Source organism: Terriglobia bacterium (assembly GCA_020073085.1).
Classification (GTDB): domain Bacteria; phylum Acidobacteriota; class Terriglobia; order JAIQFV01; family JAIQFV01; genus JAIQFV01.
In genome coordinates this window covers 1-23,902 of sequence record JAIQFV010000010.1, presented here as the reverse complement: position 1 = coordinate 23,902, position 23,902 = coordinate 1, and the positions used below count along the sequence as shown (strand labels likewise).

Here is a 23,902-nt window from a genome sequence, read left to right as displayed (position 1 = left end):
GTGTTAGGTCATAGGTTTTAGGTGTTAGAAAACAGTTGCCATAACAGAAATGAGGTGTCAGGTGCCGGGTGTCAGGTGTCAGAGGCCAGGCGCCAGAAAAAAGCTGTCAGTCGCCGGGGAAAATTTGTCGATTCTCAGTCGTTCTGGATCAGCAATTCGTCCCTAGCCGTAAGTGTATCCTGTTGACCGAAGAAGATCTACCTTGGATATGATTGGAAAAACTGGAATTCTGGCTAAGTCCTAGCCTCTTTAGGTTCGGCCAACTGAAGAATTGATTGCTTCTGAATGATAACTGGTCACTGGCAACTGGCAACTCTTTTCTGACACCTGACACCCGGCACCCGACACCTTCTTCACGCCACGGCCCCATGGCATTTCTTGTACTTCTTCCCGCTGCCACACGGGCAGGGATCGTTGCGGCCGATTTTTTCCCCGCGCAGGACGGGCTTAGGCTTTTCCGTAGCCGATTCACCGCCGCTGAAGGTGAGTTCCTTCTCGATCCGCCGCCGCTTGCGCTCCACCTCGCGCTGCTGCTGTTCCTCGGTGATCGGTTGCATGAGGAAAAGGTACCGCAGCGTATCCTCGCTGATCCGCTGCATCATCGCCTGGAACATGTCGTAGGATTCGCGCTTGTACTCCACCAGCGGATCGCGCTGACCGTAACCGCGCAGTCCGATCCCTTCCCTGAGGTGATCCATGTCGAGGAGGTGGTCTTTCCACTGCTGGTCCACGACGTTGAGCATGATGACGCGCTCGTGAAACCGCATCGCCTGCTCGCCGATCTGCTTCTCCTTCTCGGCGTATTTGTCCTCGAGCTTCTTGATGAGTTCATCGAGGAGCTCATCGTGGTTTAATTTTTCCACCTCAACGCCAAGGGCTTTGAGGTCCGCCCCGAACTGGCGCTGGACTTCGATCCGCAGCCCTTTCACATTCCACGTATCGGGATGTTCGTCCTTGGGGCAATTCGTGTCGACAAACGATTGAACCAGTTCGTCCATCAGCGAGAGGACATACTCCTTTTTGTCTCCCCCCTCGAGCAGTTGACGGCGCATCCCATAGATCGCCTCGCGCTGCTTGTTCATCACGTCGTCGTACTCGAGCAGATGTTTGCGGGCGTCAAAGTTGTGCGCCTCCACCGTCTTCTGGGCAGCTTCGATGCGTTTGGAAATCATGCGCGATTCGATGGGAACGCCTTCCTCCATGCCGAACTTTGTCATGATCGTCTTGATGCGTTCGCCGCCAAAGATGCGGAGCAGATCGTCTTCCAGCGACAGGTAGAAGCGCGACGAGCCGGGGTCGCCCTGCCGTCCGGCGCGGCCGCGCAACTGGTTGTCGATGCGTCGCGCCTCGTGGCGTTCCGTGCCCAGGATATGGAGTCCCCCGACGCCGACCACCTCGTCGTGCTCGCGGTCGGAGGTCTCCTTAACCCGGGAATAGACAATGTCCCACTGTTCCTTCTCGGCGGTCGCGGGATCGATGTTCAGGCGCCGCAGTTCGGCGCGGGTCATGAATTCCGGATTTCCACCCAGCAGGATGTCGGTCCCGCGGCCGGCCATGTTGGTCGCCACGGTCACCGACGACTTCCGCCCGGCCTGCGCCACGATTTCGGCTTCCTTCTCGTGGTACTTGGCGTTCAACACCACGTGCTTGACGCCGCGTTTCTTCAGCATCGAGGAAAGGCGTTCCGATTTTTCCACCGAGATGGTTCCCACCAGGACGGGTTGTCCCCGGCCATGCAGCTCCGCAATCTCATCCACCACGGCGTTGAACTTCTCGCGCTCGGTCCGGAAGACCACATCCGGAAACTCGTGCCGAAGGAGGACCTTGTTCGTGGGAATGGTCAGCACTTCGAGGTTGTAAATATTCAGGAACTCGGCGGCTTCCGTCTCGGCTGTGCCGGTCATGCCGGCCAGCTTCTTGTACATGCGGAAGTAGTTTTGAAAGGTGATGGTGGCGAGCGTCTGGTTCTCGCGCTCCACCTTGACCGCCTCCTTGGCCTCGACCGCCTGGTGCAACCCATCGCTCCAGCGACGGCCCGGCATCAGGCGGCCCGTGAACTCGTCCACGATAACCACCTCGGGTCCGTTCTCTCCGTCCTTCACCACGTAATCGACGTCCTTCTTGAACAGCGTGTGGGCCTTGAGGGCCTGGTAGACGTGGTGGATCAAGTCCATGTGCGAGGGGTCGTACATGTTTTCGACCCCCAGCAGGTGTTCACAGGCGGTGACGCCCTCTTCGTTCAATGTGGCCGTCTTCAACTTCTCGTCGATCTGGTAATGCTTTTCGGGAATCAACTTGGGAATGATGCCGTTGATCTTGTAATACTTGTCGGTCGATTCATCGGAGGCGCCGCTGATGATGAGCGGGGTGCGGGCTTCATCGATCAGGATGGAATCCACCTCGTCGACAATCCCGTAACTGTAAAGGATGCGGTTGCCGGATTTCTTGTGGATGGTCTGTTCCTCGGTCGGCAGCATGCGGTGGACGCAGTCGTGAATATCAAACTTCATGTTGTCGCGCAGATAATCGAACCCGAACTCGTTGTTCGTCCCGTAGGTGACATCGCTGAAGTAGGCGATCCGCCGCTCCTCATCGCTGAGATCGTGCTGGATGACGCCCACCGAGAGGCCGAGAAAATGATAGATCTTGCCCATCCACTCACTGTCGCGCTTGGCGAGGTAATCGTTCACGGTGACGACATGGACGCCGCGGCCGTTGAGCGCATTCAGGTAGACCGGCAGGGTGGCGACGAGCGTCTTGCCTTCCCCCGTCTTCATCTCCGAGATCTTTCCCTCGTGGAGCGCGATGCCGCCGATGAGCTGGACATCGAAATGGCGCATCTGGAGCTGGCGCCAGCCCACCTCGCGGACCACCGCAAATGCCTCCGGGAGGAGATCGTCCAGCGCGGCGCCCTGGCGCAGTTTTTCCCTGAATTCCGCGGTTTTACCCCGCAGTTGATCGTCGGTAAGCTTTTGAATCCGGGATTCGAAGTCGTTGACGGCCGCCATCATCGGGCGGATCCGCTTCAATTCACGGTCGTTACGGCTGCCAAAGATCTTCTTGAGAATGTTGTCGAGGAGCATTCCGTCGCTTTCTGTGGCGAGTTACAATTCTTCATTCTAAGATTGGCCTCCTACATCGTCAAGAAAATAGGGACTGGCACCTCCCGCTCGAAGATCTGGAGGTCGCATTCACCTGGGTGCCTGTCCCTATTTTCGTGCATCGTCAAGGCAAAAGGGCCTTTCAATCGGTCTCACCTCAGCGCCCCCATCACGAGAAGGAAAATTCAAATTCCAATCCGCCTGCGGCGGACAAATTCCAAATAAACTCCAAAGACCAAAATCCAAACAGAAACGGGGTCCCTTTTGCCCCAGCGATAAATGGACAATGGGGGTCTCGGCCATCGTCCAAATCCCCAAATCCGTCAATCCAAATTCCAAATAAACTCCAAAGACCAAAATCCAAACAGAAACGGGGTCCCTTTTGCCCCAGCGATAAATGGACAATGGGGGTCTCGGCCGTCGGACAAATCCCCAAATCCGTTGCGGTGGATAGGAATTTGGTTCTTGCTTGGATTCTGGGTTTTGGAGTTTATTTGGAATCTGGAGGTTTGGACTTTGGATTTTGCTTTTCTCGATGGAGTCCTCCTCTTCCTCGACGCCACAAAAGCGGACAGCCCGGCGACATTTGACAACCGAGAGGCCAAAGAGATGATTAGCAATCCCACCCGTTCAATCCTGTCCGGTGGTGTCAAGTGTCGCAGCCGGACCCCTTTTGTTTTATAATGGATGCGGTTAGCAAAAAATTGATTCACTCGCAGCCGGGAGTAACACACAAAGCTCTTGGCTGGGCACGGGCAGGAGTGTTGCCTCTTGACACAACTCTGATGTAGGTGATCCCCATCCCATTCTGTCCGGAACCGTTGGGGATGTGCTTATTTGAACAGACGCCCAAGTTGCCCCTGAGTAGCATGGCGGAGCAAAGCGAGGTTCTCCGGAAATTAGATTCTCGCGCTCGAACCGACCACCGCCTCATGAAATCAGGTCGATTAAACACAGCCGTAGCGTCCGGCCTACTGAGCCCCATAAGATGGTATGACCGATAGGGCTGACAAACCTCCCGCGGCCGGGTCCTCGCGAAAACTGAGGATCACCGATGTGGTTCGTCCTCACTGGAAGGCGCTGACCCTCGCGCTGGTGGCCGTGCTGGGCGAAGCGCTCACGGATATTCTCGAGCCGTGGCCCATCAAAATTGTCGTCGATAACATTCAGCGTTCGGGCAAACTTCCCGGCCGGTTGGCCGGAATTATTACCAGGCTGTTCGGCCAGGACCACTATGCGGTTCTGAACTTCGCCGTCGCCGCGGTCGCTCTCATTGCGATCGTCGGCGCCGTCAGCGCCTATTTCGAGAAATACCTGACCACGAGCGTCAGTCAATGGGTGGGGCACGACCTGCGCCGGACCCTGTACCACCACATTCAGCGGCTGTCCCTGGCCGAACACGATGAATCGCGGACCGGCGACCTGATCACCCGCGTCACCAGCGACATCGAAGCCGTCCAGGACTTCATCAACTCAGCCCTCCTCGGCATTCTGGTCAACGTCATGACGTTGATGGGCATGATCGGGGTCATGTTTTATCTCAATTGGCGCTTCACCCTCATTGCCCTCTCTGTCTCGCCGGTGCTCTTCCTGGTGGTCTATTCCTTCACGCGGCGCATCAAGAAGGCCTCGCGTGCGGTTCGAAAGAAAGAAAGCGAGCTGCTCTCCCTGGTGGAGGAGGTGCTGACCTCCATCCGCGTGGTCAAGGCATTTGCCCGGGAAGACTACGAACAAAAGCGGTTCGAGTCTGAAAGTCTGGAAAACGTGGAAGCCGGGCTCCAGGCGCGAGCCGTCAAGGCCAAGCTTGCACCGGTGGTGGAGGTCATCGTGGCCATCGGGACGTGCCTGGTGTTGTGGTACGGGGCACGGCTGGCACTGGCCGACCAGCTGACCACGGGGACGCTGATTGTGTTCCTGTTGTATCTGGGGAAGATGTACAAGCCGATGCGTGATCTCTCTAAAATGACCGACACCGTGTCGAAGTCGATGGTTGGTTACGAGCGTATCCAGGAAGTCCTGGAGATTGAAAGCCGCGTGAAGGACGAGCCGGGCGCACGCCGGGCCCCCAAGTTCAAAGGTCAAATTGAGTTCGCCCAGGTCAGCTTCAACTATGGAGGCGACAAGGAGAAGGAGGTACTCCGGGACATCAGCTTCAAGATCGAACCCGGACAGGTCGCGGCGTTCGTGGGCCCTTCGGGGACCGGGAAGACCACCCTCGTGAGCTTGATTCCGCGTTTCTACGATCCCGTTTCCGGACATGTCGGAATTGATGGCACCGACCTTCGCCGCTATCACCTGAAGTCGTTGCGCGATCAGATCAGTTTCGTCCTTCAGGACACCCTCCTCTTCCGCGCCACGATTTGGGAAAACATCGCTTACGGCAAACCCGGCGCCGCGCCCAAAGAAATCAAGCGCGCCGCCGAACTGGCCAATGCACGGGAATTCATCGAGGAAATGCCCGACGGCTACGACACCATGGTCGGCGAGCGCGGCGTCACGCTCTCGGGCGGTCAACGCCAGCGGATTGCCATTGCCCGGGCGGTCATCCGCAATACTCCCATTCTGATTCTCGACGAGCCGACCGTGGGCCTGGATGCGGCCTCCGAACAGTCCGTCATCGAAGCCCTCGACAAACTGATGAAAGGGAGAACTTCCGTCGTCATCGCACATCATCTCGATACCATCCGCCACGCGGACGTTATCTTTGTGATCAAAGATTGCGAATTGGCGGAACAAGGCACCCACGAGGCCCTTTTGGCGAAAAACGGAGTGTATGCAGAATTATACAAGATCCAGACTCCCGAGGCGCTCAGCAAACCACAAATTACCCGGTAGCCGGTTAATAGTTTTTTTCAATAGGGAAGAGGCACAAACCATGCGACGAACAAAAGCCAGGCGGTACTTCATAATGATGCTGATGTTGTTGGCGGTTTCGGCATCATTCGCTGCGCCGAAGAAAGATAAAAACAAACAGAAGGGGAATCCCGCCAACCTGCCGGAATTGATCTGGCGTGATCCGGGCGACGTCGCTTCCTTGAACCTGCTCTACGGTGTCGGCGGGAAAGAGCACGCGCCGGACCCGAACGGCAAATACACCTTCGTCAAGGAAGACAAGCAAGGAACCAGTCCGAAGTTCGATATCAAAGACGAGCAGGGTGTCCAGTGGAAGGTGAAGCTGGGCCAGGAACCCCAGTCGGAAACCGCGGCGACGCGCTTATTGTGGGCCGCCGGCTATTTCGTGGATGAGGACTATTACCTGGCGGAAATTAAAGTGGCGGGAATGCCGAAGCTGGGCCGTGGAAGTAATTTTGTTTCTGCCGACGGCACGGTCCACAAAGCGCGCCTGGAACGCAAGCCGAAAGGGGTGAAGAAGCTCGGCGATTGGGGCTGGTTCGACAATCCTTTCCTCAACAAGCAGGAATTGAACGGCCTGCGAATAATGATGTCTTTGTTGAACAACTGGGACTTAAAACGAGTAAACAACTCGATCTACGAGGTGGACGGGGAACGCAGGTACGTGGTGAGCGACGTGGGGGCCACGTTAGGAAATACGGGCAATCGGCTCTCGCGATCCAAGAGCGATGCTAAAGAATATGCAAACTCGAAATTTATCGGGAATGCCGGGCCCGACTTCGTTGATTTTGTGCTGCACGCCAAATCCGATATGGAAAAGGTCACCCAACACATCCCGCGCGCCGACGCGAAATGGCTGGGGGAGAGGCTGGCGATGCTTTCTGAAGAACAGGTCCGCGACTGCTTCCGCGCCGGAGGCTATGGGCCGGAAGACGTCACGGTGTACACCGAGGCCGTGCGCAAGCGAATTGCGGACCTTCGAGCCCTGTGATCATCAAGAAAGCGGCAGGCGGCTCGCCGAAACGGCCGTTTGAAGCATCTATTGATAGAAAATGGTGGCGGATGACCCCATCTCTCGAATGGAACGCTTTGGTAGCCGTGATCCGCATGCTTTTCCGCGGATCACGGGCTTTTGCGAACGGCCGGGAAAGAACCCGCGATCCCAAAAAACGGGATCACGGCTACCAAACCTTGTGCAACTCAACATGGATGGGACGAAAGGCTAAAGCCGGAGAGATTCGAGCATGAAACTGATCATCGAGCCCGCTGACGGGGTGGGGCCGCTGCTTTCTGCCATCAAGAGCGCGAAGCGGAGCGTGGAGATTGCCATCTTCCGCTTCGATCGCCGAGACGTGGAGATGGCGCTGAAGGCGGCCGCGGAGAGGGGCGTCAAGGTGACCGCCTTGATCGCATTTGCCAACCGCGGCGGCGAACAGGGCCTGCGCAAGCTGGAACTGCGCTGCCTCGCCGCCGGCATCATTGTGGCCCGCACCTCCGACGACCTGATCCGTTATCACGGCAAGTACATCTTGATCGATCGCCGTGTCTTGTGCGTCCTGTCATTCAATTTCACGCATCTGGATATCGACCACAGCCGTGGCTTCGGCATCGTCACTACCCATGCCGACTGGGTCCGCGAAGCGGCAAAACTGTTCCAGGCCGACTGCACCCGGACAAAGTTCATGCCGGGAGAAGAGACGTTTGTCGTCAGCCCGGAGAACTCCCGGAAGGTACTGGCCACGTTTCTGAGACGGGCAAAGAAACAATTGTTGGTCTACGACCCCCGGATCTCGGACAAGGAGATGCTTCGCGCCTTGCAGGAGCGGGTGAAAGCGGGTGTCGAGGTCAAGGTCATCGGCTCGGTGGCCGGGCGCGTCCCGTTGGATGTGCGGAAACTCGGCGCCCCACGGCTGCATACACGCACGATTATCCGCGACCGGCGCCAGGCCTTCGTCGGCAGCCAAAGCCTTCGCACCTTGGAACTGGACGCGCGCCGCGAAGTCGGTCTCATTGTCCGCGATGCCCGGGTTGTGAAACAACTGATCGACACTTTTGAATCGGACTGGACCGCGACGACCGCTAAGAAAGAAACGGCCCCGCCCCTGGAGACGGCCCCACCCAAAGAGGCGGAAGCTCCCGTGGAGACGCGCCCGGCGGTCTCAGAAGCGGATGCAGAGAAGGCGGTTCAAGTCTTCACGAAGGAATTGGATCCTCTGGCAGCCACCGTGAAGATCGCCGTGAGAAAAGCGGTGGCCAAGGCCGGTGACGACGTGCTGAACGATAAGGCCGTCAAGGACACCATGAAGAAGGTGGTCAAGAAGGCAGTGAAGGAAGCCGTCAAGGAAGCGGTCCAGGAAGCCCAGGAAGCACAAGATTCCCAGGGCGTCAAAGAAGGCAAAGAAGCTAAAGAAGCCAAAGAAACCAAGGAAGCCAAGAGTGAATCGTAGGCATGAGCGGTGATCCTGCCGCGGGGAAGAGTCGAATGAGAGCGAAGAATCGGGTTTCGTACCGGGAGGTTGCCCTGCTGGCAGCACTCTCCCTTGCTGCCGCCGGGGTGCTTGCGGGCCAGGTGGCTACCCTAAACAAAGAACAAACAGACGACGCGGCGGGCTTCAAGCAGTTCACAGTCCGCGTGGAGGAGTATCTCAAACTCCACAAGGCGGTCGAAAAGCAGCTTCCGGCCCTGAAGAACAAGGAGGAACTGCCGGAAATGATTGCCGCGCACCAACAAGCGATGGCGAGAAAAATCCGTGAGGCGCGGCCCCACGCCCGGCCTGGCGACATCTTCGTCCATGCCAGCCGCGAAGCATTTCGGCATGTGATCCGCAGCGTTTGGCAGGACCCTGAAAACGCCACTGCACGCGCTACCCTCCGACAGAGAGACAGGGTCAAGGGAGTCCGCCTGCAGGTGAACGGAATCTACCCGGATGCAATCGCCGAAACGACCTTCCCCCCTACTCTTTTGCAGAAGCTTCCAGCCCTGCCGGACGAACTGGCCTACCGCATCGTGGGCCGCGATTTAGTCCTGGTCGACACGAGAGCAAATCTGGTGGTTGACCTGCTTCACGAAGCGCTTCCGTAGATTCTAAACATACTGGAATAATTCATGCGACGCCGCCTCTTTCTTTTTTTCATCCTCCTTACCGTTCTTCTGTCGGGCCTGGGAGCGGACGAGTTCAAGTTTCCGCTCAAGCCCGATTCGGTCCGCTTTGCCGCCATTGGAGACATGGGAACGGGCAAGCCGCCTCAGTATGAGATCGCCCAACAAATGCTCAAGGCGCGTGAATCGTTCCCCTTCGAGTTTGTGACCATGCTGGGCGACAATATTTACGGTGGCAGCAAACCGGCCGATTTTGACCGGAAGTTTGCGGTGCCCTACCAGCCGCTCATTGATGCCGGCGTCAAGTTCTACGCGTCGCTGGGAAACCACGACAATACCAATGAACGCTTCTACAAACCCTTCAACATGAACGGGGAGAGCTATTACACTTACAAAAAGGGCAACGTGCGCTTCTTTGTTTTGAACAGCAATTACATGGACCCGAAACAGACCGCGTGGCTGGAGGCGCAGCTGAAAGATGCCGGCAAGGGTGACTGGAAGATCTGCTACTTTCATCATCCCCTCTATTCGTCGGCGAAATATCATGGTCCGGCCCTCGATCTGCGGCAAGTGCTGGAGCCGCTGTTCATCAAGTATGGCGTGGACGTCGTGCTCTCGGGACACGACCACATTTACGAGCGGGTCCATCCCCAGCATGGAATCTATTATTTCACGGAAGGGGCTTCCGGAGAGTTGCGTCCCCGCGACCTCGCGCGTTCCGCGATTACCGACAAGGGATTTGATACCGACCGCTCCTTCATGCTGATCGAAATCGCCGGCGAGGAGATGACGTTTCAGACCATCTCGCGCACCGGCGCCACCGTCGACTCCGGGGTGATTCACCGGACCCCCCGGTAAGGAAAATCCAAATTCCAAATTCCAAAATCCAAATAAATTCCAAAGACCAAATTCCAAACAAGAACGGGCTGTCTTGCCTCAGTTGAGAATGGACAACGGGGGTCTCGGGCATAGAACAAATCCCCAAATCCGGTGCGGTGGGATTGGGATCAGGTTTTTGCCTGGATTCTGGGGTTTGGGGTGTGGAATTTATTTGGAATTTGTCCGCCTCGGCGGATTGGAATTTGCTTTTTATGATGTGTGCGCCACCCACCGATTTCAAATCCGCTTCAGCGGACTTGCCTTTGTACAGCCCGCCGGTTCACCGGCGGGGACGGATATCTCGAGAGCAGCTACCCCGATTCATCGGGGTTGATTCTGCTGCAGCGTCCCGTTAACGGGGCGCTGGGATTTAATCCTCCCCGAGAATCAGGATTCGATGAATCGAGGCTTCCAGCCATCCGCCTCGTCGTTTCCTTGGAATTTGGATTGTGCTTCTAACGAAAGCCTCACTTGACAAGTGTTACGTAACGGGCTACAGTCTGTGACGTGAAAATACGGAACTTTGCCCATAAGGGCCTGAAGAGACTCTACGCGGAAGACAACGCGAAAGGTGTTCCGCCCGACATGGTGGACAAGCTCCGCAAGATGCTGGTATTTCTTGATGATATGCAGGGCCCCGAGGAATTGCGGTCGCTCCCGGCGTGGAAAGTACACACACTGACCGGCGACCGCAGGGCTGCATGGAGCCTCACCGTCACTCGCAACCGCCGTTTGCCGTTCCGTGTCGACATCGCAGAGGGCGAAATCTGTGACCTTAACTTGGAAGACTACCACTAAGATGAAAGGAGGCAGCGACATGCCTATGAAGAACCCGCCCCATCCCGGAGATTTCATTCGGACTGAGATTATCGAGCCCGCCGGGCTATCGGTAACGGCAGCTGCCGCCGCGCTTCAGGTGTCCCGGCCCGCGCTGTCCAGCCTGCTTAACGGTAGGGCTAACCTTTCGGGTGACATGGCGCTCCGCATTGAGAAAGCCTTTGGCGTGAAGATGGACACGCTGATGCGAATGCAAGCCTCTTACGACATTGCCCAAGCCCGCAAGCGTGAGAAGCGAATTCGGGTACCGAGATTTCATCCGCTGGCCGACGTCCACGCATGAGCGCCCATGCTGATGTGACGCGGGCTCTCAAGGACTGCCCCAGAAATTCCAGAGAGCAAAATATGTGCGTCACCCGACCTTGATGTAAATGTTATCTGTTTCCGCTTGAAATTTGGAATTTGGAACTTATTTGGAATTTGTCTGCCGCAGGCGGATTGGAATTTGGATTTTGCTTTTCCCTAGCTCCTCCCATGAGTGATGACATGAAACGAATTTTGGAGAGCAAGCGTGCCTTACGCCGGAAGCTTGCCTCGCTCCCCGAAGTGGAAAAGCTGCGGATGCTCGATGACCTTCGCCAACGCGCACTCACCCTCCGCCGGGCAGCCATTCCCCTGACCACGGGATCCCGGGTCCTCAGAGAATCGCCCCGTGAATACCGCGCTCCGGAGGAAGGGAAAAAGTAAGAATGTAGAATGTGCAACAGAATCAGGTCAGACTTTCAGCGATCAGCTGTCAGCCATCAGGCCTCGGTCATAATGCTTGGCCGGGGCGGATTAGGATTCGGCCTTTGTTTGGTTTTTGGGGTTTGGATTTTGGAATGGGATACGGCCTCCAGACAGTTCCTCACACATCCCGGGAATCGCCGTTTGGAAGAGCTTTTCCTCTTCCCCGAAGGGGAAGCCTTCAATAGCCCAGGGTTGCCCCTTGGGCGACCCTGGGTTCAAAATTTTTATTTGATTCACGGATTACCCTGAAAGGGTTCCTTCAATTTAGGGTTTTATTTGACCTCGTGAGGGCAAGCTCAGAGGAACCCGGACCTCAACGACTGGACGCGGCGACTAGCGTTATCATATTCTTCTTTTCCAGGAATCAATTCGATTGGCATATCAAGGTTCTTATCCAAGCGCCATTCTAGCCTGACCCGCATTACTTCTCTTCCGAGGGCTGACCGTTCTCGAGTCCGCTTCAGCGGACATGCCTTCGTACAGCCCGCCGGTTCACCGGCGGGTAGCGATCCCCCCGAAGCCGCTACCCCGATTCATCGGGGTTGATTCATTCGCCCCGTCCCGTTAACGGGCGCTGGGGTTGGTCCCGCTTGAGAATCAGGGTTCGATGAATCGAGGCTTCCAGCCTTGCTCCTCGTCTTTTCCTTGGATTTTGGAATTTGGGTTTTGTTTGGAATTTGGCGGTTTGGAATTTGGACTTTACCCCTTTGGACTGCGGGAGCTTGCTCCCGCTTTTCCCGGGGCAGGCTGACTGCTCCCAATCAAAGCGCAAGCAAGCTTGCGCACTCCAAAGACGTCACCGATGATCGCCCCGTTTGGCCTTTGATTGGATTTTGGAATTTGGGTTTTGTTTGGATTTTGGCGGTTTGGAATTTGGAATTTGCCCCTTTGGACTGCGGGAGCTTGCTCCCGCTTTTCCCGGGGCGGGCTGACTGCTCCCAATCAAAGCGCAAGCAAGCTTGCGCACTCCAAAGACGCCACCGATGATCGCCCCGTTTGGCCTTTGATTGGATTTTGGAATTTGGGTTTTGTTTGGATTTTGGCGGTTTGGATTTTGGAATTTGCTTCAAGTATGGGGCTCTGGGTTTTAATCCTGCTTGAGAATCAGGATTCGATAAATCGAGGCTACCGGCCTTGCTCCTCGTCTTTTCCTTGGAATTTGGGTTTTATTTGGAATTTGGCGGTTTGGAATTTGGATTTTAACCTCCGGCCCCTTTCCCAAGTATCGCTCCTCCCGCCCCTTCACTCATTACCCCAACTGGAACAACGGTTGAGCCTTCAAACCTCCTGTGCTATGCTCCCTTCGCAACATCGGCCGGCAAACGCCTATCTCTTCTGCACGGCCCGGTACCATTCCCCTTGTCGGCCCATACCCATCAAACACTCAATGAACCCCATGAGCTTGACCGACTACCACGCCAAGTTCTTTGCCTATGAGCTCACCAAGCGCTGTCCCTCGGACAGTGTCGAAAAACTCACCGGCGCTTTGGTGGATGCGCAGGTTGACTTGAATCCTCATCAGATCGAGGCGGCACTTTTTGCCTTCCGATCGCCCCTTTCCAAAGGCGCCATTCTTGCGGACGAGGTCGGTCTTGGAAAAACCATTGAAGCCGGGCTGGTCCTTTCCCAGAACTGGGCTGAACGAAGGCGCTGCGTACTCGTCATAACCCCTTCCAACCTTCGAAAGCAATGGTATCAAGAGCTCCAGGAAAAGTTTTTTCTCCCATGTCAAATCCTGGAAACCAAATCTTACAACGAGAAGATCAAGCTGGGTAACCTTCGACCATTTGACGCGGACGAGATCATCATCTGCTCCTATCATTTTGCACGGAACAAGGCGACAGATATCGCTGCAATGCCTTGGGATCTCGTTGTGATCGATGAAGCCCACAGGCTGCGAAATGTTTACAAGCCATCCAACGTAATTGCCAATACTCTTAAGCAGGCGCTTCGAGCCGCGCCGAAACTCTTGTTGACTGCAACCCCATTGCAGAACTCTCTTGTCGAGCTTTTCGGTCTGGTCAGCTTTGTCGACGACTTCATCTTTGGCGATCTCAAGAGTTTTCGTGAGCAGTTCACTTACCTCAATGACCGAACGGTTTTCAACAGTCTGAAGGCGCGGCTCAAACCGATCTGCCAGCGCACACTTCGAAGGCAAGTCCTCCCTTATGTCAGATACACGAAGAGACTGCCCATCGTGCAGCCCTTCACGCCGGAGGAAGGGGAACACAAACTCTACAACCTTGTTTCGGAATATCTTCGACGGGACAATTTGCAGGCCCTACCAGCAAGCCAGCGGTCACTCATCACCCTGGTGCTGAGAAAGCTCCTGGCTTCATCAACCTTTGCCATCGCAGGGGCGTTGGATTCTATGAGCCGGAGACTCAAGGAGCGGATCAAAAATCAGGAGCCGCCGCAGTCTTTGGAAGAGGACATGGTGACTGACTACGAGGCCCTGGATGAGACGGCTGATGAATGGTCCGAAAACGGTCCGGTTGAACCTCTATCTGCGGAAGACCGCACAGCAATCGAGCATGAAATCGCCGATCTTGAAAGTTTCCGCGAACTCGCAGTATCCATCAAACAAAATGCAAAAGGGCGGGCTTTACTCACCGCATTGGAGAGGGCCTTCATCGAAGCGGAGCGACTGGGGGGCCCGCGGAAGGCCATTGTTTTCACGGAATCGCGTCGCACGCAGGACTATTTGGTGCGCGTCCTTGCCGAGAGCCCATACCACGAGGGAATAGTTCTTTTTAATGGGTCGAATAGTGACCTGGGGTCTCGCGAGATTTACGCTGATTGGCTTCAAGAACATGCCGGGACAGACCGTGTCACAGGCTCCCGGACCGCAGACTTGCGATCGGCGATTGTGGATTACTTTCGGGAAAAGGGGCAAATCATGATTGCCACAGAAGCGGGAGCCGAGGGGATAAATCTCCAATTCTGCTCTTTGGTGGTCAATTATGACCTGCCCTGGAATCCTCAGCGTGTTGAACAACGCATCGGGCGATGCCACCGATATGGTCAGCTACACGACGTGGTCGTCGTCAACTTCCTGAACCAAAAAAACGAGGCTGACCAACGTGTATTTCAGCTTCTCTCCGAAAAGTTTCAGCTTTTTGAAGGGGTGTTTGGCGCCAGTGATGAGGTGCTGGGAGCCATCGAATCCGGTGTTGATTTTGAAAGGCGTATTGTCGAAATCTATCAACGTTGCCGCACGGCTGAGGAGATCAACGCTTCCTTCGACCAGCTCCAGCATGAGCTCAGCGCTCAAATTGACGAGGCAATGACGAACACCCGCCAGCAACTGTTGGAAAACTTTGATGACGAGGTGCGGGAGAAACTGCGGGTCAGTGACGAAAGCTCCCGACTGTATCTCAACCGGTTTGAACAAATGCTGATGGAGCTTACTCGCCACGAACTTGGAGAACACGCTGAATTCCTTAACGACTCTGCATTTCGCCTGAACTCTTCTCCGTTTAACGGTGACTTTTCTCTTGGCCTTTATGAACTTCCTCGCCGGTCTGGTGAAGCCCATCTTTACCGCCTCAACCATCCACTCGCCTTGCAGGTGCTAAAGCGTGCCAAGGATCGCTCCTTGCCTCCCGTGGAAATCCATTTCAATTACAGCGACTATGAGGGCAGAGTGACTGCTTTTGAGCCCTTGGTGGGCGAAACAGGAGCTCTATGCGTTTCTCTTTTAACAGTTGACTCACTCGACCAGGCAGAGGATTACCTCTTGTTTGCAGCCGCAACGGAAAGTGGACAGGCCCTGGAAGAGGAAGCTGCGCGCCGATTGTTCGCACTCCCGGCGCATGTGGTCAAAGAACTACCAAATGGAAGTGAGGCTCCCGAGTTGGAAAAGTTACTCCGGCGTCGTCAGGAGGATATCCAGCAGGTGATCTCCCGGCGCAACGCGGCATTTTTTGAGGTGGAAGCTGAGAAGCTCGATGGGTGGGCCGATGATTTGAAGATGGGGCTTGAAAGAGAGATCAAGGAGTTGGACCGCCAGATCAAGGAAGCACGACGAGCGGCCAGCGCCAGCCTTTCGTTAGAGGAAAAACTGGCCGGGCAGAAACAGGTCAAGGCTCTGGAGTCCGAACGAAACGCCAAGCGCCGCGCCCTCTTTGACGCACAGGATGACATCGATCGCCACCGCGAGCAGCTTATTGCTCAAATCGAAGGCAAGCTCAAGCAGCGAATTCTCCAAACGAAATTGTTTTCTATCCGATGGAGATTGGCATGAGCCCTTTGATTAGTAATCCCTAGCCGGAAAATGGTTTATGGTTTATTTTATCTCTGTTATAACAAGCTAAACTTGTTAAATTAGATATTTAATAAACTGTGTGATTGTAATTGGTTTACGATTATGCTATTTTAACAAGTATGACTAGTGAAAAAGGAAGCAAAATAAACCGGCTTCTCAGAAAATGGCCGTCGGGCGCGGTCGCAGTGTCGCCCTGGCTGGAAAAGCAGGGCGTCTACCAGCAACTGGTTCACGAATACGAGAAGAATTCGTGGCTGCGCCGGATCGGTCAGGGGGCCTATGCCCGGTTGGGCGATAAGGTCGATTGGACAGGCGCCCTTTATGCCATTCAAGAGCAGATGGGGCTCCCCATTCACGCAGGAGGGAAAACGGCACTGCAAATGCTTGGACTTGCCCATTACTTGCCCCTAGGGAAAGATGCCGTCGTTTCCTGGTTCGGACCTCCCGGCGTCAGGCTTCCCACGTGGTTCAAGCAATACCAGTGGGATGTCAAGGTCAGGTACACAGCCACAAACCTGTTTGCTGGGGACCCAAATCAAGGCCTGACGAAAGGAGAGACGGGGTTCTATTCATTCAAGCTTTCCACGCGCGAGCGAGCGATCATGGAAGTCCTGTACTTGGTCCCCAGGGCACAATCGTATGAAGAAGCCAGGCTTCTCATGGAAGGGCTAACGACGTTACGTCCCCGCGTCGTCGAGTCTCTGGTCACACACTGTACCTCGGTGAAGGTCAAACGCTTGTTCATGGTGCTTGCCGAAGGCTGTCGACATCCCTGGGTCAAGAGGCTCGACCTGTCGGGTGTCGATTTCGGCAAGGGGAAGCGCATGTTAGTCAAAGGGGGGCGGCTTGATCCCAAATACAACATTACCGTGCCGGACATAAACGCACGGCAGAGCGAATCTGGAGGGCGTGGTTGAAGAATAGTCCCTATTTCCTATTCACAGATCCCACATTGGGTGTTGATTTCAACTGCGGCTTGTGGTATATCTTATACCACAATGGCGACGGCGAACGAAAGTGCATCATTTGAGGGGAAGAGCGTGGGATGCTTGCGAGGAGACGACGATGAAATTCGGAGAATTTGTGCGAGGGCTTCGCGCCCGGAAAAGGATGAAGCTCCGTGAGTTCTGTCTCAAATATGGACATGACCCCAGCAACTGGAGCAAGGTGGAGCGTGGAGAGTTGGCGCCGCCCAGCGACCGCAAGTTGTTGGAAGCCTGGGCTAAGCAACTGGGAGTCAAGAAGGGGGGGGGCGAATGGTTTCGGTTTTTCGATCTCGCCTCTATCGAGCGGGGCAAAGTTCCTGATGACCTGATGTCTGATAAGGAAATTGTTGATGCATTGCCGGTTTTTTTCCGAACCTTTCGTGCAAAAAGGCCTACGGAAGCGGAACTGAACGAACTGATTCGATTGCTCAAGAAATAGGCAAAGCCATTGAAGACTCTTAAATTCTTCAAAGCCCCCTTCTTCAATTCATACGAAATTCAAAAGAAGGCTGACCAATTCAGAAAGCGGTATGCCGCTGCTGGCATTCCCGTGGATATTGAAGACATCATTGAGTTTGAGCTGAAATTGGGCATCCGACCCGTGAGCGACCTATACCTCAAATGCAACACCAATGCCTATCTCACTGCCGACTGTTCCTCAATTGTTGTGGATGAGGGCCAATACTTGAACCCACGGAACCTTTTTCCACTGAGATTTTCCTTGGCTCACGAAGTGGGCCATCTCGTTCTTCATAAGGACATTGTTAATAAATTTCGGCCTGGCTCCATCGATGAGTGGAAGAACATTATGAAATCGATTCCCGATCGCGAGTATGGGTTTTTGGAATACCATTCGCACGAGTTTGCAGGAAGGCTGCTTGTCCCTCCAGAATCCCTGATTTTGGAAATCGGATCTTGCAGGGCTGATATCAAGAGAACCTACGACCAATACCCGGACATCTCCGATGACTTGGTCATCGAATATGTGGCTTCAAAAATCTACAGGAAATTTGAGGTGTCCCCCGAGGTGATTGCAAGGAGGATCAAGATTGAAAAAGTGTGGAAGCGGCCGTAAATCCATAGGAAAATCGGGGCAGTCCAATTTCCCTGTGGATTCTGAGACTTGATTGGGCTGTGGGCCTTGGATTTAGCTTTTGTTTGGATTTTGCATTTTGGAATTTATTCCTGAGAGTGCCTTATGACTGAACCCACAATCATTTGTCCCAATTGTAAGACCGAGATCAAGCTGACCGAATCGCTCGCGGCGCCGCTCGTCGAGGCGACCCGCCGGGATTTTGAGCAACGCCTCGCTCAGAAAGATGCGGACATCGCCAAGCGCGAAGTGTCGATCCGAACGCGTGAAGAGGCTCTGTCGAAAGAAAAGGAAGTAATCGACCAGCAAGTGGCTGAGAAGATGCGCCAGGAGCGCGTCAAGATTGCGGCTGAGGAAGCCCGCAAAGCGAAGCTCGCTTCGGCGACTGATCTGGAACAAAAGACAAGGCAATTAGCGGACCTCGAGGAGGTCCTCAGGCAGAGAGACGTGAAACTGGCCGAGGCGCAAAAAGCCCAGGCTGACCTTCTCCGGAAGCAGCGCGAACTGGACGATGCCAAGCGCGAGGTGGAGCTGACGATTGAGAAGCGCGTGCGTGCAGGGCTTGCCGCGACGCGGGAGCAGGCGAAAAAGGAAGCAGAAGATGAGTTGAAACTCAAAGTCATGGAGAAAGAGGAAACCATCTCCTCCATGCAAAAACAGATTGAGGAGTTGAAGCGCAAGGCCGAGCAGGGATCGCAGCAAACCCAGGGCGACGTTCAAGAAATTGAACTCGAAGCGCTGTTAACCGAAAAATTTCCTCAGGACACGATCGAGCGGGTTCCCAAAGGTGAACACGGGGGCGATGTGTTGCAGCGCGTTATCGGTCCCTTCGGCCAGGTCTGTGGGATGATTCTGTGGGAATCCAAACGAACCAAGAATTGGAGTGACGGTTGGCTCTCGAAGCTCCGCGACGACCAGCACGCGGCCAAGGCAGAACTTGCCGTGATTGCCACCCAAGCGCTCCCGAAGGGAGTCGAGACATTTGATCAGGTCGATGGCATCTGGGTGACCCACTTCAAATACGCCATCCCGATCGCGGTAGCGCTTCGCCAGTCGCTCATCGAGATAGCCACGGCTCGTCAGGCTACCGAGGGCCAGCAGACCAAGATGGAAATGGTCTACCAATACCTGACCGGTCCGCGGTTCCGGCAGCGGGTCCAAGCTATTGTGGAAGCCTTTTCTTCCATGCACGAGGATTTGCAGAAGGAGAAGAAAGCGATCACCAAGCAATGGGCCAAGCGGGAGGAGCAGATTGACCGCGTCATGCAGGCGGCCGTAGGAATGTACGGCGATCTACAAGGCATCGCTGGGAAGACGCTGCAAGAGATTGAAGGGCTGGAATTGCGAGCGTTGAATCCTTCTCCATCTGAGGACGAAGTGTAGATTGAGGAATGACCTCTGCGATTGGGGAAATTGATCCCCAGGTGCAAAATGAGATAAAGAAAAGAGTAAATACGGGGAGAGTCGTTGGAGTCTGGAGCCAAGACGAAGTGAAGAAGCACTTGATGGACGCTCGAATATGAGCCAAATATTCAACATCTACTGTGATGAGAGTTGTCACCTGGAACATGACCGGCAACCGATTATGATCCTGGGGGCCGTGTGGTCTCCCCAAGTGAAGACCCGCGAGATCGCGACGCGGCTTCACGAAATCAAGATGCGACATAACCTGAGTCCAACCTTCGAGTTAAAATGGGGGAAAGTTTCAAAAGGGAAAGAGAACTATTACCAAGAGGTTTTGGACTATTTCTTTGAAAACCCTGACTTGCACTTTCGAGCACTCGTGGCAGATAAGACGAGACTTCGACACGAAGCGTTCGGACAAGATCACGACACTTGGTACTACAAGATGTATTTTGTACTCCTCCAGGTTCTGTTCAGTCCCGAAGGGCGATATAGAATTTATCTGGACCAGAAGGATACTCGGGGTGGTCAGAAAGTTGAAAAGCTGCACGAAGTGCTCTGTCACAACGTGTATGACTTCGATCTTGAAATTATCGAACGCGTCCAGATTGTTGCTTCTCACGAAGTGGAACAAGTCCAGCTTTGTGATTTCTTGTCCGGGATTGTCGGCTATGCTGTCCGTGAGCTGAAAGGAAACAGTGCGAAGCTGGCCTTGGTTCAGCGGATGCGTAAGCGCTCCGGCTATTCGCTCACACGCTCCACGCTCCTCACTGAATCGAAGGCGAACATTTTCAGGTGGCAGCCGGACGAGGTGATTGGTTGAGCGACCTGCCACCATTCATCGAGGTGGAAGATTTCGCCGGGGAGGATTTCACTGAGAAGTGGCGGGTGTGTCTTGAGGAGTTGTACCGCACTTACCTGGACACCGTTGCATTTGGAAATCTGAGATTTCGGGGACTCCCGGTGAGATGTCAATTTCGACCCATGACTTTTGGCAAACATTTCGCTTTCTGGCACATGATGCAAGAGGGGAAGATTGAGGATGACCGGCATATTGATCTTCAGCGCTGTCGCCGAGTCCGCTGGATCAGTTGGGTAATCCAAAATAGTGAAAACGAACCAAGAATCCGAGTCTTCGAACAAGCGCCTCGGAACCGTGAAAGATCCTACGTGCTTTGGCTTGACGAGGAGGATTATGCCGTGATTCTGTGGAGAAGAAACGATTACTATCTCCTCAAGACAGCGTTCCTGTTGAAGGAACATAAAAAAAAGGAGTTTGCTCGGGATTGGGAGAAGTACAAATCGGGTCAAAACGGCTGAGGCCGCCCCTTGCGGAACGGCCTCGAAAGCTCTTTTCACACGTGGTGAATGAGCGACATCTTTATAGCATAATCCACGAGTAAATGTAAACAGGTTTTTCCAAATAAGGGCTAGGTGGGGGTTTCATTTTCTGAATCAGGTATTGAATACGCTTTATTGGCTTAGTTGTCAGTTGATACCGTCGGGCCGGTGGGGACCGATCCAATTAGGGAAACTCAAATGGTGAGAAAGAAGAGTCAGGACGACCAGAAACCCGCAAATGCGCAGGCCGTGCAAATTCCAAGGCCTCGGCTAAACAAACTGAAGGTCAGGAACTTTCGTTGCATTGGGCCTTCTCCAGTTGAGATCGAACTGGACGACATTGTGGTCCTCGTCGGACCGAACAATGCTGGGAAGACGTCGATTCTCCGAGCCTACGAGGTCGTGATGGAGCATGGCTCAGAGAAGGGCGAGCTGACTACAGACGACTTTCCTAACGGCAAGATCGAGGCCAACAGTCCACCCACGATTGAGCTCGAGACGGTTGTATTCGAAAAGACTGCACCGGGTGCAAGGTGGGTGAGAACGGACCCTGGGAGTAACGAGATGTTCGTCCGAGAAATGTGGACTTGGAACAAGGCGGGTACGCCAAAAAAAGTTGGATGGGATGTGGCTGAAAACAATTGGCACACAAGCGAAGGTCCTTGGGGTGCGCCAAACGTCGCTCAGGCTTATCGCCCTCAGGCTCACTATGTGAGCGCATTTCGGAAGCCCGAAGAACAGGCGACAGAAGTAGTTGATCTGCTAAGTAAGGCGATCAAAGAGCGAGTCAAGGAGTTAAGCAAGAAAAAGGCGGATGAGAATGGGGAAACGGGGCCAACGGATTATGAGCAGCTTCTGGATTCAATAAAACAATTACGTTTAGCAATTGCTGACGAGGCCACCAAGGCAGTTGCTGATGTGCAACAAAGCCTAGCAGAAATGATAGGCCAAGTGTTTAAGGGGTATTCGGTCCTCTTTGATGCAAGACCTGAAGATGACATCGATAAGGCCCTAAATATATACAAGCCTGATCCACTCCTTAAGATGGGCCCGGTAGGTGGGTTCTATACGACTTTGGAGCGTCAGGGTAGCGGCACCTGTAGAACGCTAATCTGGGCCGCACTGCGCATTCTTTCAGAACGTGCAGATGGAAGAACTGGCTCTGGTACAGATCGGCCACATCTTCTTCTTATGGATGAACCAGAGATTTGTCTTCATCCAGACGCTATCCGAGAAGCATGTAGGGTTCTATACGACCTCCCAAAAACGAAGAACTGGCAGGTAATGATAACAACTCATTCGCCAGTATTTATTGATCTCTCCCGTGATAACACGTCTATCGTTCGGGTCGAACTTCTGTCGAACGGTACCGTTCAAGGAACCACGATCTACAGGCCGAAGAAGGCGAAGCTTGATGAGGACGATCGAATTGAGTTGAAACTATTGAACCTTTGCGATCCATATGTCGCTGAATTCTTCTTTGGTGGAAAGACTGTGCTCGTCGAAGGCGACACGGAATACACAGCGTTTAGACATGTTATTGCCCAAGACGGGACAACATACAAAGACATTCACGTGGTCAGGGCGCGAGGGAAGGCTTGTCTTTCTGCTCTTTGTAAAATTCTGGACCAATTTGATAAGGGCTATGGCATCCTGCACGATGCTGACAGGGAGAAGGTCCAAGGGAAGAAGTCAAAAAAGGAACGTGCTAATTCCGCTTGGTCCGAGAATGAAAAACTTCTCTCCGCTACTGAAGAGGGGCGTCGGGCAGGCAGGGTTCGGTTGGTGGCCTCTATCCCAAACTTTGAAGAGGCCTTTCTTGGTGAGAGCGTCGGCGGTAATAAGCCCTACTCGGCATTGGCAAGACTCAAGTCGGATGAGGAGGCCTTCCGGAAAATTGCTAGCGTGCTCGATTGTCTCATTGATCCACAAAAAGTCGTCCCGAGCGGGGCACTGGCATGGGCCTCATTAGGTGAACTCAAGGCCGCCGTCGAAGCCTTTGACGCTGCAGGTACCGAGGCAGGGTAGGAAGCAAGAGACTTTCGTGAGCCTGAATCATAAGGTGAAGTTGGAGCTCACTTGGATCGGGAAGGAGAACCGGCCCAAGCTGGAGCCGCGCATCCTGCTGGAGGAGCGCCAGAAATCGTACCACGCTTCACACCGTGTCTCCGGCCACGATGTTTTCGACAATCGACTCATCTTCGGGGACAACCTTCTTGCTCTCAAGGCGCTCGAACAAGATTTCGCCGGCAGAATCAGGTGTGTCTTCATTGATCCACCATACAATACTGGCAGTGCGTTCACTCATTACGATGACGGGGTAGAACACTCTCTATGGCTCTCCTTAATGAGGGATCGTCTTGAGATTATCTACCGTTTGCTATCCGCGGATGGGTCGCTGTGGATCACAATTGATGACAACGAGGCGCATTACCTGAAGGTGTTGTGCGATGAAGTGTTTGGGCGTGTAAATTTTGTCGCCAACGTGCTTTGGCAAAAGTCTCACACGCGGGAAAACCGGACCGACATTTCAGCAATACACGACCATGTCCTTGTCTTTGCAAAGCAGCGAGAGATGTTCAAAAACACACGGAATCCGTTGCCCGGATCAGCTAGGTTTCTGACCGCCTGAAACGGTTCTATAAGGCAATTGTATTATAAGATGTTTCATTCTATACTCGGGGCATGTCACGACATCCTTTGCAAATTCATGTCTCGCCCCACGACCAAAAGGAACTGCACCACGTGCTGAACGGGGGTCTGCAGCCAGTTCGAGTGGTGTATCGCGCCTTGGCGCTGCTGCACTTGTCGGAGGGATCGACGGCTCCGCAAGTGGCCCAGTTTATCAAGAAGCTGACTCCCAAGGCCGTCCGAGTCATCGCTCATCGCTACCAGCGGGGGGGATTGGAGCGGGCTCTCTACGAAAAACCGCGCCCGGGAGCGGCGCCGCTGCTGGATGCCTCGGCCAAGCAACGGATCATTGCGATGGTTTGTAGCTCTCCCCCCGGCGGCCGGGCCCGCTGGACCGTCCGCCTGATCGCGGCCGAAGCGGTGAAACGCAAACTCGTTCCTCGAGCCGGCCGGGAGACCATCCGAATTCTTCTTGAAAGCCACGACTTAAAACCGTGGCGGGAAAAAAATGTGGTGCGTGGCCGAGCTCAATCCGGAGTACATCGAAAAGATGGAAGACGTGCTGGCGACCTATGAAAAGCCCTACGATGGCAGTCAGCCCGTGGTCTGCCTGGATGAAAAGCCCGTCTCGCTGCATGCCGATGTGAGAGCGCCCCTTCCCATGGCCCCCGGCCGCATCGC

General features: G+C 54.4%; 20 protein-coding genes. 19 read left to right on the top strand and 1 reads right to left on the bottom strand.

Going from position 1 to position 23,902, the window contains the following annotated elements; genetic code table 11:
* Window positions 1-353: 353 nt before the first annotated feature.
* Window positions 354-3,083, bottom strand: coding sequence for a preprotein translocase subunit SecA (gene secA, locus LAO21_11755; protein ID MBZ5553388.1), 2,730 nt, complete (start codon window positions 3,081-3,083; stop codon window positions 354-356).
* Between the two features lie 1,011 nt (window positions 3,084-4,094).
* On the opposite strand from secA, the gene LAO21_11750 reads away from it, so the two are divergent.
* The 19 genes from LAO21_11750 (at window position 4,095) to LAO21_11660 (ending at window position 23,797) form a co-directional block, all read left to right on the top strand.
* The gene (locus LAO21_11750; protein MBZ5553387.1) at window positions 4,095-5,936 is read left to right on the top strand and encodes an ABC transporter ATP-binding protein/permease; all 1,842 of its coding nucleotides are present in this window, start codon (window positions 4,095-4,097) and stop codon (window positions 5,934-5,936) included.
* 40 nt (window positions 5,937-5,976) lie between these two features.
* Window positions 5,977-6,945, top strand: coding sequence for a hypothetical protein (locus tag LAO21_11745; protein MBZ5553386.1), 969 nt, complete (start codon window positions 5,977-5,979; stop codon window positions 6,943-6,945).
* Entirely contained in the window at window positions 6,942-7,202 is a 261-nt protein-coding gene (locus tag LAO21_11740) for a hypothetical protein (GenBank protein ID MBZ5553385.1), read from the top strand. Before LAO21_11745 ends, LAO21_11740 begins: the two co-directional genes overlap by 4 nt.
* A complete protein-coding gene (locus LAO21_11735; GenBank protein ID MBZ5553384.1) occupies window positions 7,199-8,401 on the top strand; it encodes a phosphatidylserine synthase in 1,203 nt (400 codons plus the stop codon). The genes LAO21_11740 and LAO21_11735 overlap by 4 nt, the downstream gene beginning before the upstream one ends.
* Window positions 8,402-8,436: 35 nt before the next feature.
* Window positions 8,437-9,036, top strand: a complete 600-nt coding sequence (locus tag LAO21_11730; protein MBZ5553383.1) for a hypothetical protein — start codon at window positions 8,437-8,439, stop codon at window positions 9,034-9,036.
* Between the two features lie 24 nt (window positions 9,037-9,060).
* Window positions 9,061-9,912: a metallophosphoesterase gene (locus LAO21_11725; protein MBZ5553382.1), complete on the top strand. Its 852-nt coding sequence runs from the start codon at window positions 9,061-9,063 to the stop codon at window positions 9,910-9,912.
* Between the two features lie 528 nt (window positions 9,913-10,440).
* Complete coding sequence (locus LAO21_11720; protein ID MBZ5553381.1) at window positions 10,441-10,731, top strand: type II toxin-antitoxin system RelE/ParE family toxin; 291 nt, start codon at window positions 10,441-10,443, stop codon at window positions 10,729-10,731.
* 1 nt (window position 10,732) lies between these two features.
* The gene (locus tag LAO21_11715) at window positions 10,733-11,053 is read left to right on the top strand and encodes a HigA family addiction module antidote protein (protein ID MBZ5553380.1); all 321 of its coding nucleotides are present in this window, start codon (window positions 10,733-10,735) and stop codon (window positions 11,051-11,053) included.
* 203 nt (window positions 11,054-11,256) lie between these two features.
* Complete coding sequence (locus LAO21_11710) at window positions 11,257-11,457, top strand: hypothetical protein (GenBank protein ID MBZ5553379.1); 201 nt, start codon at window positions 11,257-11,259, stop codon at window positions 11,455-11,457.
* 1,429 nt (window positions 11,458-12,886) lie between these two features.
* The gene (locus tag LAO21_11705) at window positions 12,887-15,745 is read left to right on the top strand and encodes a DEAD/DEAH box helicase family protein (GenBank protein ID MBZ5553378.1); all 2,859 of its coding nucleotides are present in this window, start codon (window positions 12,887-12,889) and stop codon (window positions 15,743-15,745) included.
* 140 nt (window positions 15,746-15,885) lie between these two features.
* On the top strand, window positions 15,886-16,683 hold the full coding sequence (locus LAO21_11700) for a type IV toxin-antitoxin system AbiEi family antitoxin (protein MBZ5553377.1): 798 nt from the start codon (window positions 15,886-15,888) through the stop codon (window positions 16,681-16,683).
* A gap of 148 nt (window positions 16,684-16,831) precedes the next feature.
* A complete protein-coding gene (locus LAO21_11695) occupies window positions 16,832-17,191 on the top strand; it encodes a transcriptional regulator (GenBank protein ID MBZ5553376.1) in 360 nt (119 codons plus the stop codon).
* 9 nt (window positions 17,192-17,200) lie between these two features.
* Entirely contained in the window at window positions 17,201-17,827 is a 627-nt protein-coding gene (locus LAO21_11690; protein MBZ5553375.1) for an ImmA/IrrE family metallo-endopeptidase, read from the top strand.
* 123 nt (window positions 17,828-17,950) lie between these two features.
* Entirely contained in the window at window positions 17,951-19,228 is a 1,278-nt protein-coding gene (locus tag LAO21_11685; protein ID MBZ5553374.1) for a DUF2130 domain-containing protein, read from the top strand.
* A 136-nt stretch (window positions 19,229-19,364) separates the two neighbouring features.
* On the top strand, window positions 19,365-20,072 hold the full coding sequence (locus LAO21_11680) for a DUF3800 domain-containing protein (GenBank protein ID MBZ5553373.1): 708 nt from the start codon (window positions 19,365-19,367) through the stop codon (window positions 20,070-20,072).
* Window positions 20,069-20,569: an oxidoreductase gene (locus LAO21_11675; protein MBZ5553372.1), complete on the top strand. Its 501-nt coding sequence runs from the start codon at window positions 20,069-20,071 to the stop codon at window positions 20,567-20,569. Before LAO21_11680 ends, LAO21_11675 begins: the two co-directional genes overlap by 4 nt.
* 270 nt (window positions 20,570-20,839) lie before the next feature.
* Window positions 20,840-22,618 (top strand): AAA family ATPase, encoded by a 1,779-nt coding sequence (locus LAO21_11670; GenBank protein ID MBZ5553371.1) that lies wholly within the window; start codon window positions 20,840-20,842, stop codon window positions 22,616-22,618.
* Between the two features lie 22 nt (window positions 22,619-22,640).
* Window positions 22,641-23,222, top strand: coding sequence for a site-specific DNA-methyltransferase (locus tag LAO21_11665; GenBank protein ID MBZ5553370.1), 582 nt, complete (start codon window positions 22,641-22,643; stop codon window positions 23,220-23,222).
* A 53-nt stretch (window positions 23,223-23,275) separates the two neighbouring features.
* The gene (locus LAO21_11660; GenBank protein ID MBZ5553369.1) at window positions 23,276-23,797 is read left to right on the top strand and encodes a helix-turn-helix domain-containing protein; all 522 of its coding nucleotides are present in this window, start codon (window positions 23,276-23,278) and stop codon (window positions 23,795-23,797) included.
* Window positions 23,798-23,902 lie beyond the last annotated feature (105 nt).

What these genes read in the sequence shown, in the direction of transcription:
- secA (MBZ5553388.1), bottom strand. Translation starts at nt 3,083, where the DNA reads ATGCTCCTCGACAACATTCTCAAGAAGATCTTTGGCAGCCGTAACGAC.
- LAO21_11750 (MBZ5553387.1), top strand. Translation starts at nt 4,095, where the DNA reads ATGACCGATAGGGCTGACAAACCTCCCGCGGCCGGGTCCTCGCGAAAA.
- LAO21_11745 (MBZ5553386.1), top strand. Translation starts at nt 5,977, where the DNA reads ATGCGACGAACAAAAGCCAGGCGGTACTTCATAATGATGCTGATGTTG.
- LAO21_11735 (MBZ5553384.1), top strand. Translation starts at nt 7,199, where the DNA reads ATGAAACTGATCATCGAGCCCGCTGACGGGGTGGGGCCGCTGCTTTCT.
- LAO21_11730 (MBZ5553383.1), top strand. Translation starts at nt 8,437, where the DNA reads ATGAGAGCGAAGAATCGGGTTTCGTACCGGGAGGTTGCCCTGCTGGCA.
- LAO21_11725 (MBZ5553382.1), top strand. Translation starts at nt 9,061, where the DNA reads ATGCGACGCCGCCTCTTTCTTTTTTTCATCCTCCTTACCGTTCTTCTG.
- LAO21_11715 (MBZ5553380.1), top strand. Translation starts at nt 10,733, where the DNA reads ATGAAAGGAGGCAGCGACATGCCTATGAAGAACCCGCCCCATCCCGGA.
- LAO21_11710 (MBZ5553379.1), top strand. Translation starts at nt 11,257, where the DNA reads ATGAAACGAATTTTGGAGAGCAAGCGTGCCTTACGCCGGAAGCTTGCC.
- LAO21_11705 (MBZ5553378.1), top strand. Translation starts at nt 12,887, where the DNA reads ATGAACCCCATGAGCTTGACCGACTACCACGCCAAGTTCTTTGCCTAT.
- LAO21_11700 (MBZ5553377.1), top strand. Translation starts at nt 15,886, where the DNA reads ATGACTAGTGAAAAAGGAAGCAAAATAAACCGGCTTCTCAGAAAATGG.
- LAO21_11695 (MBZ5553376.1), top strand. Translation starts at nt 16,832, where the DNA reads ATGAAATTCGGAGAATTTGTGCGAGGGCTTCGCGCCCGGAAAAGGATG.
- LAO21_11685 (MBZ5553374.1), top strand. Translation starts at nt 17,951, where the DNA reads ATGACTGAACCCACAATCATTTGTCCCAATTGTAAGACCGAGATCAAG.
- LAO21_11680 (MBZ5553373.1), top strand. Translation starts at nt 19,365, where the DNA reads ATGAGCCAAATATTCAACATCTACTGTGATGAGAGTTGTCACCTGGAA.
- LAO21_11660 (MBZ5553369.1), top strand. Translation starts at nt 23,276, where the DNA reads ATGTCACGACATCCTTTGCAAATTCATGTCTCGCCCCACGACCAAAAG.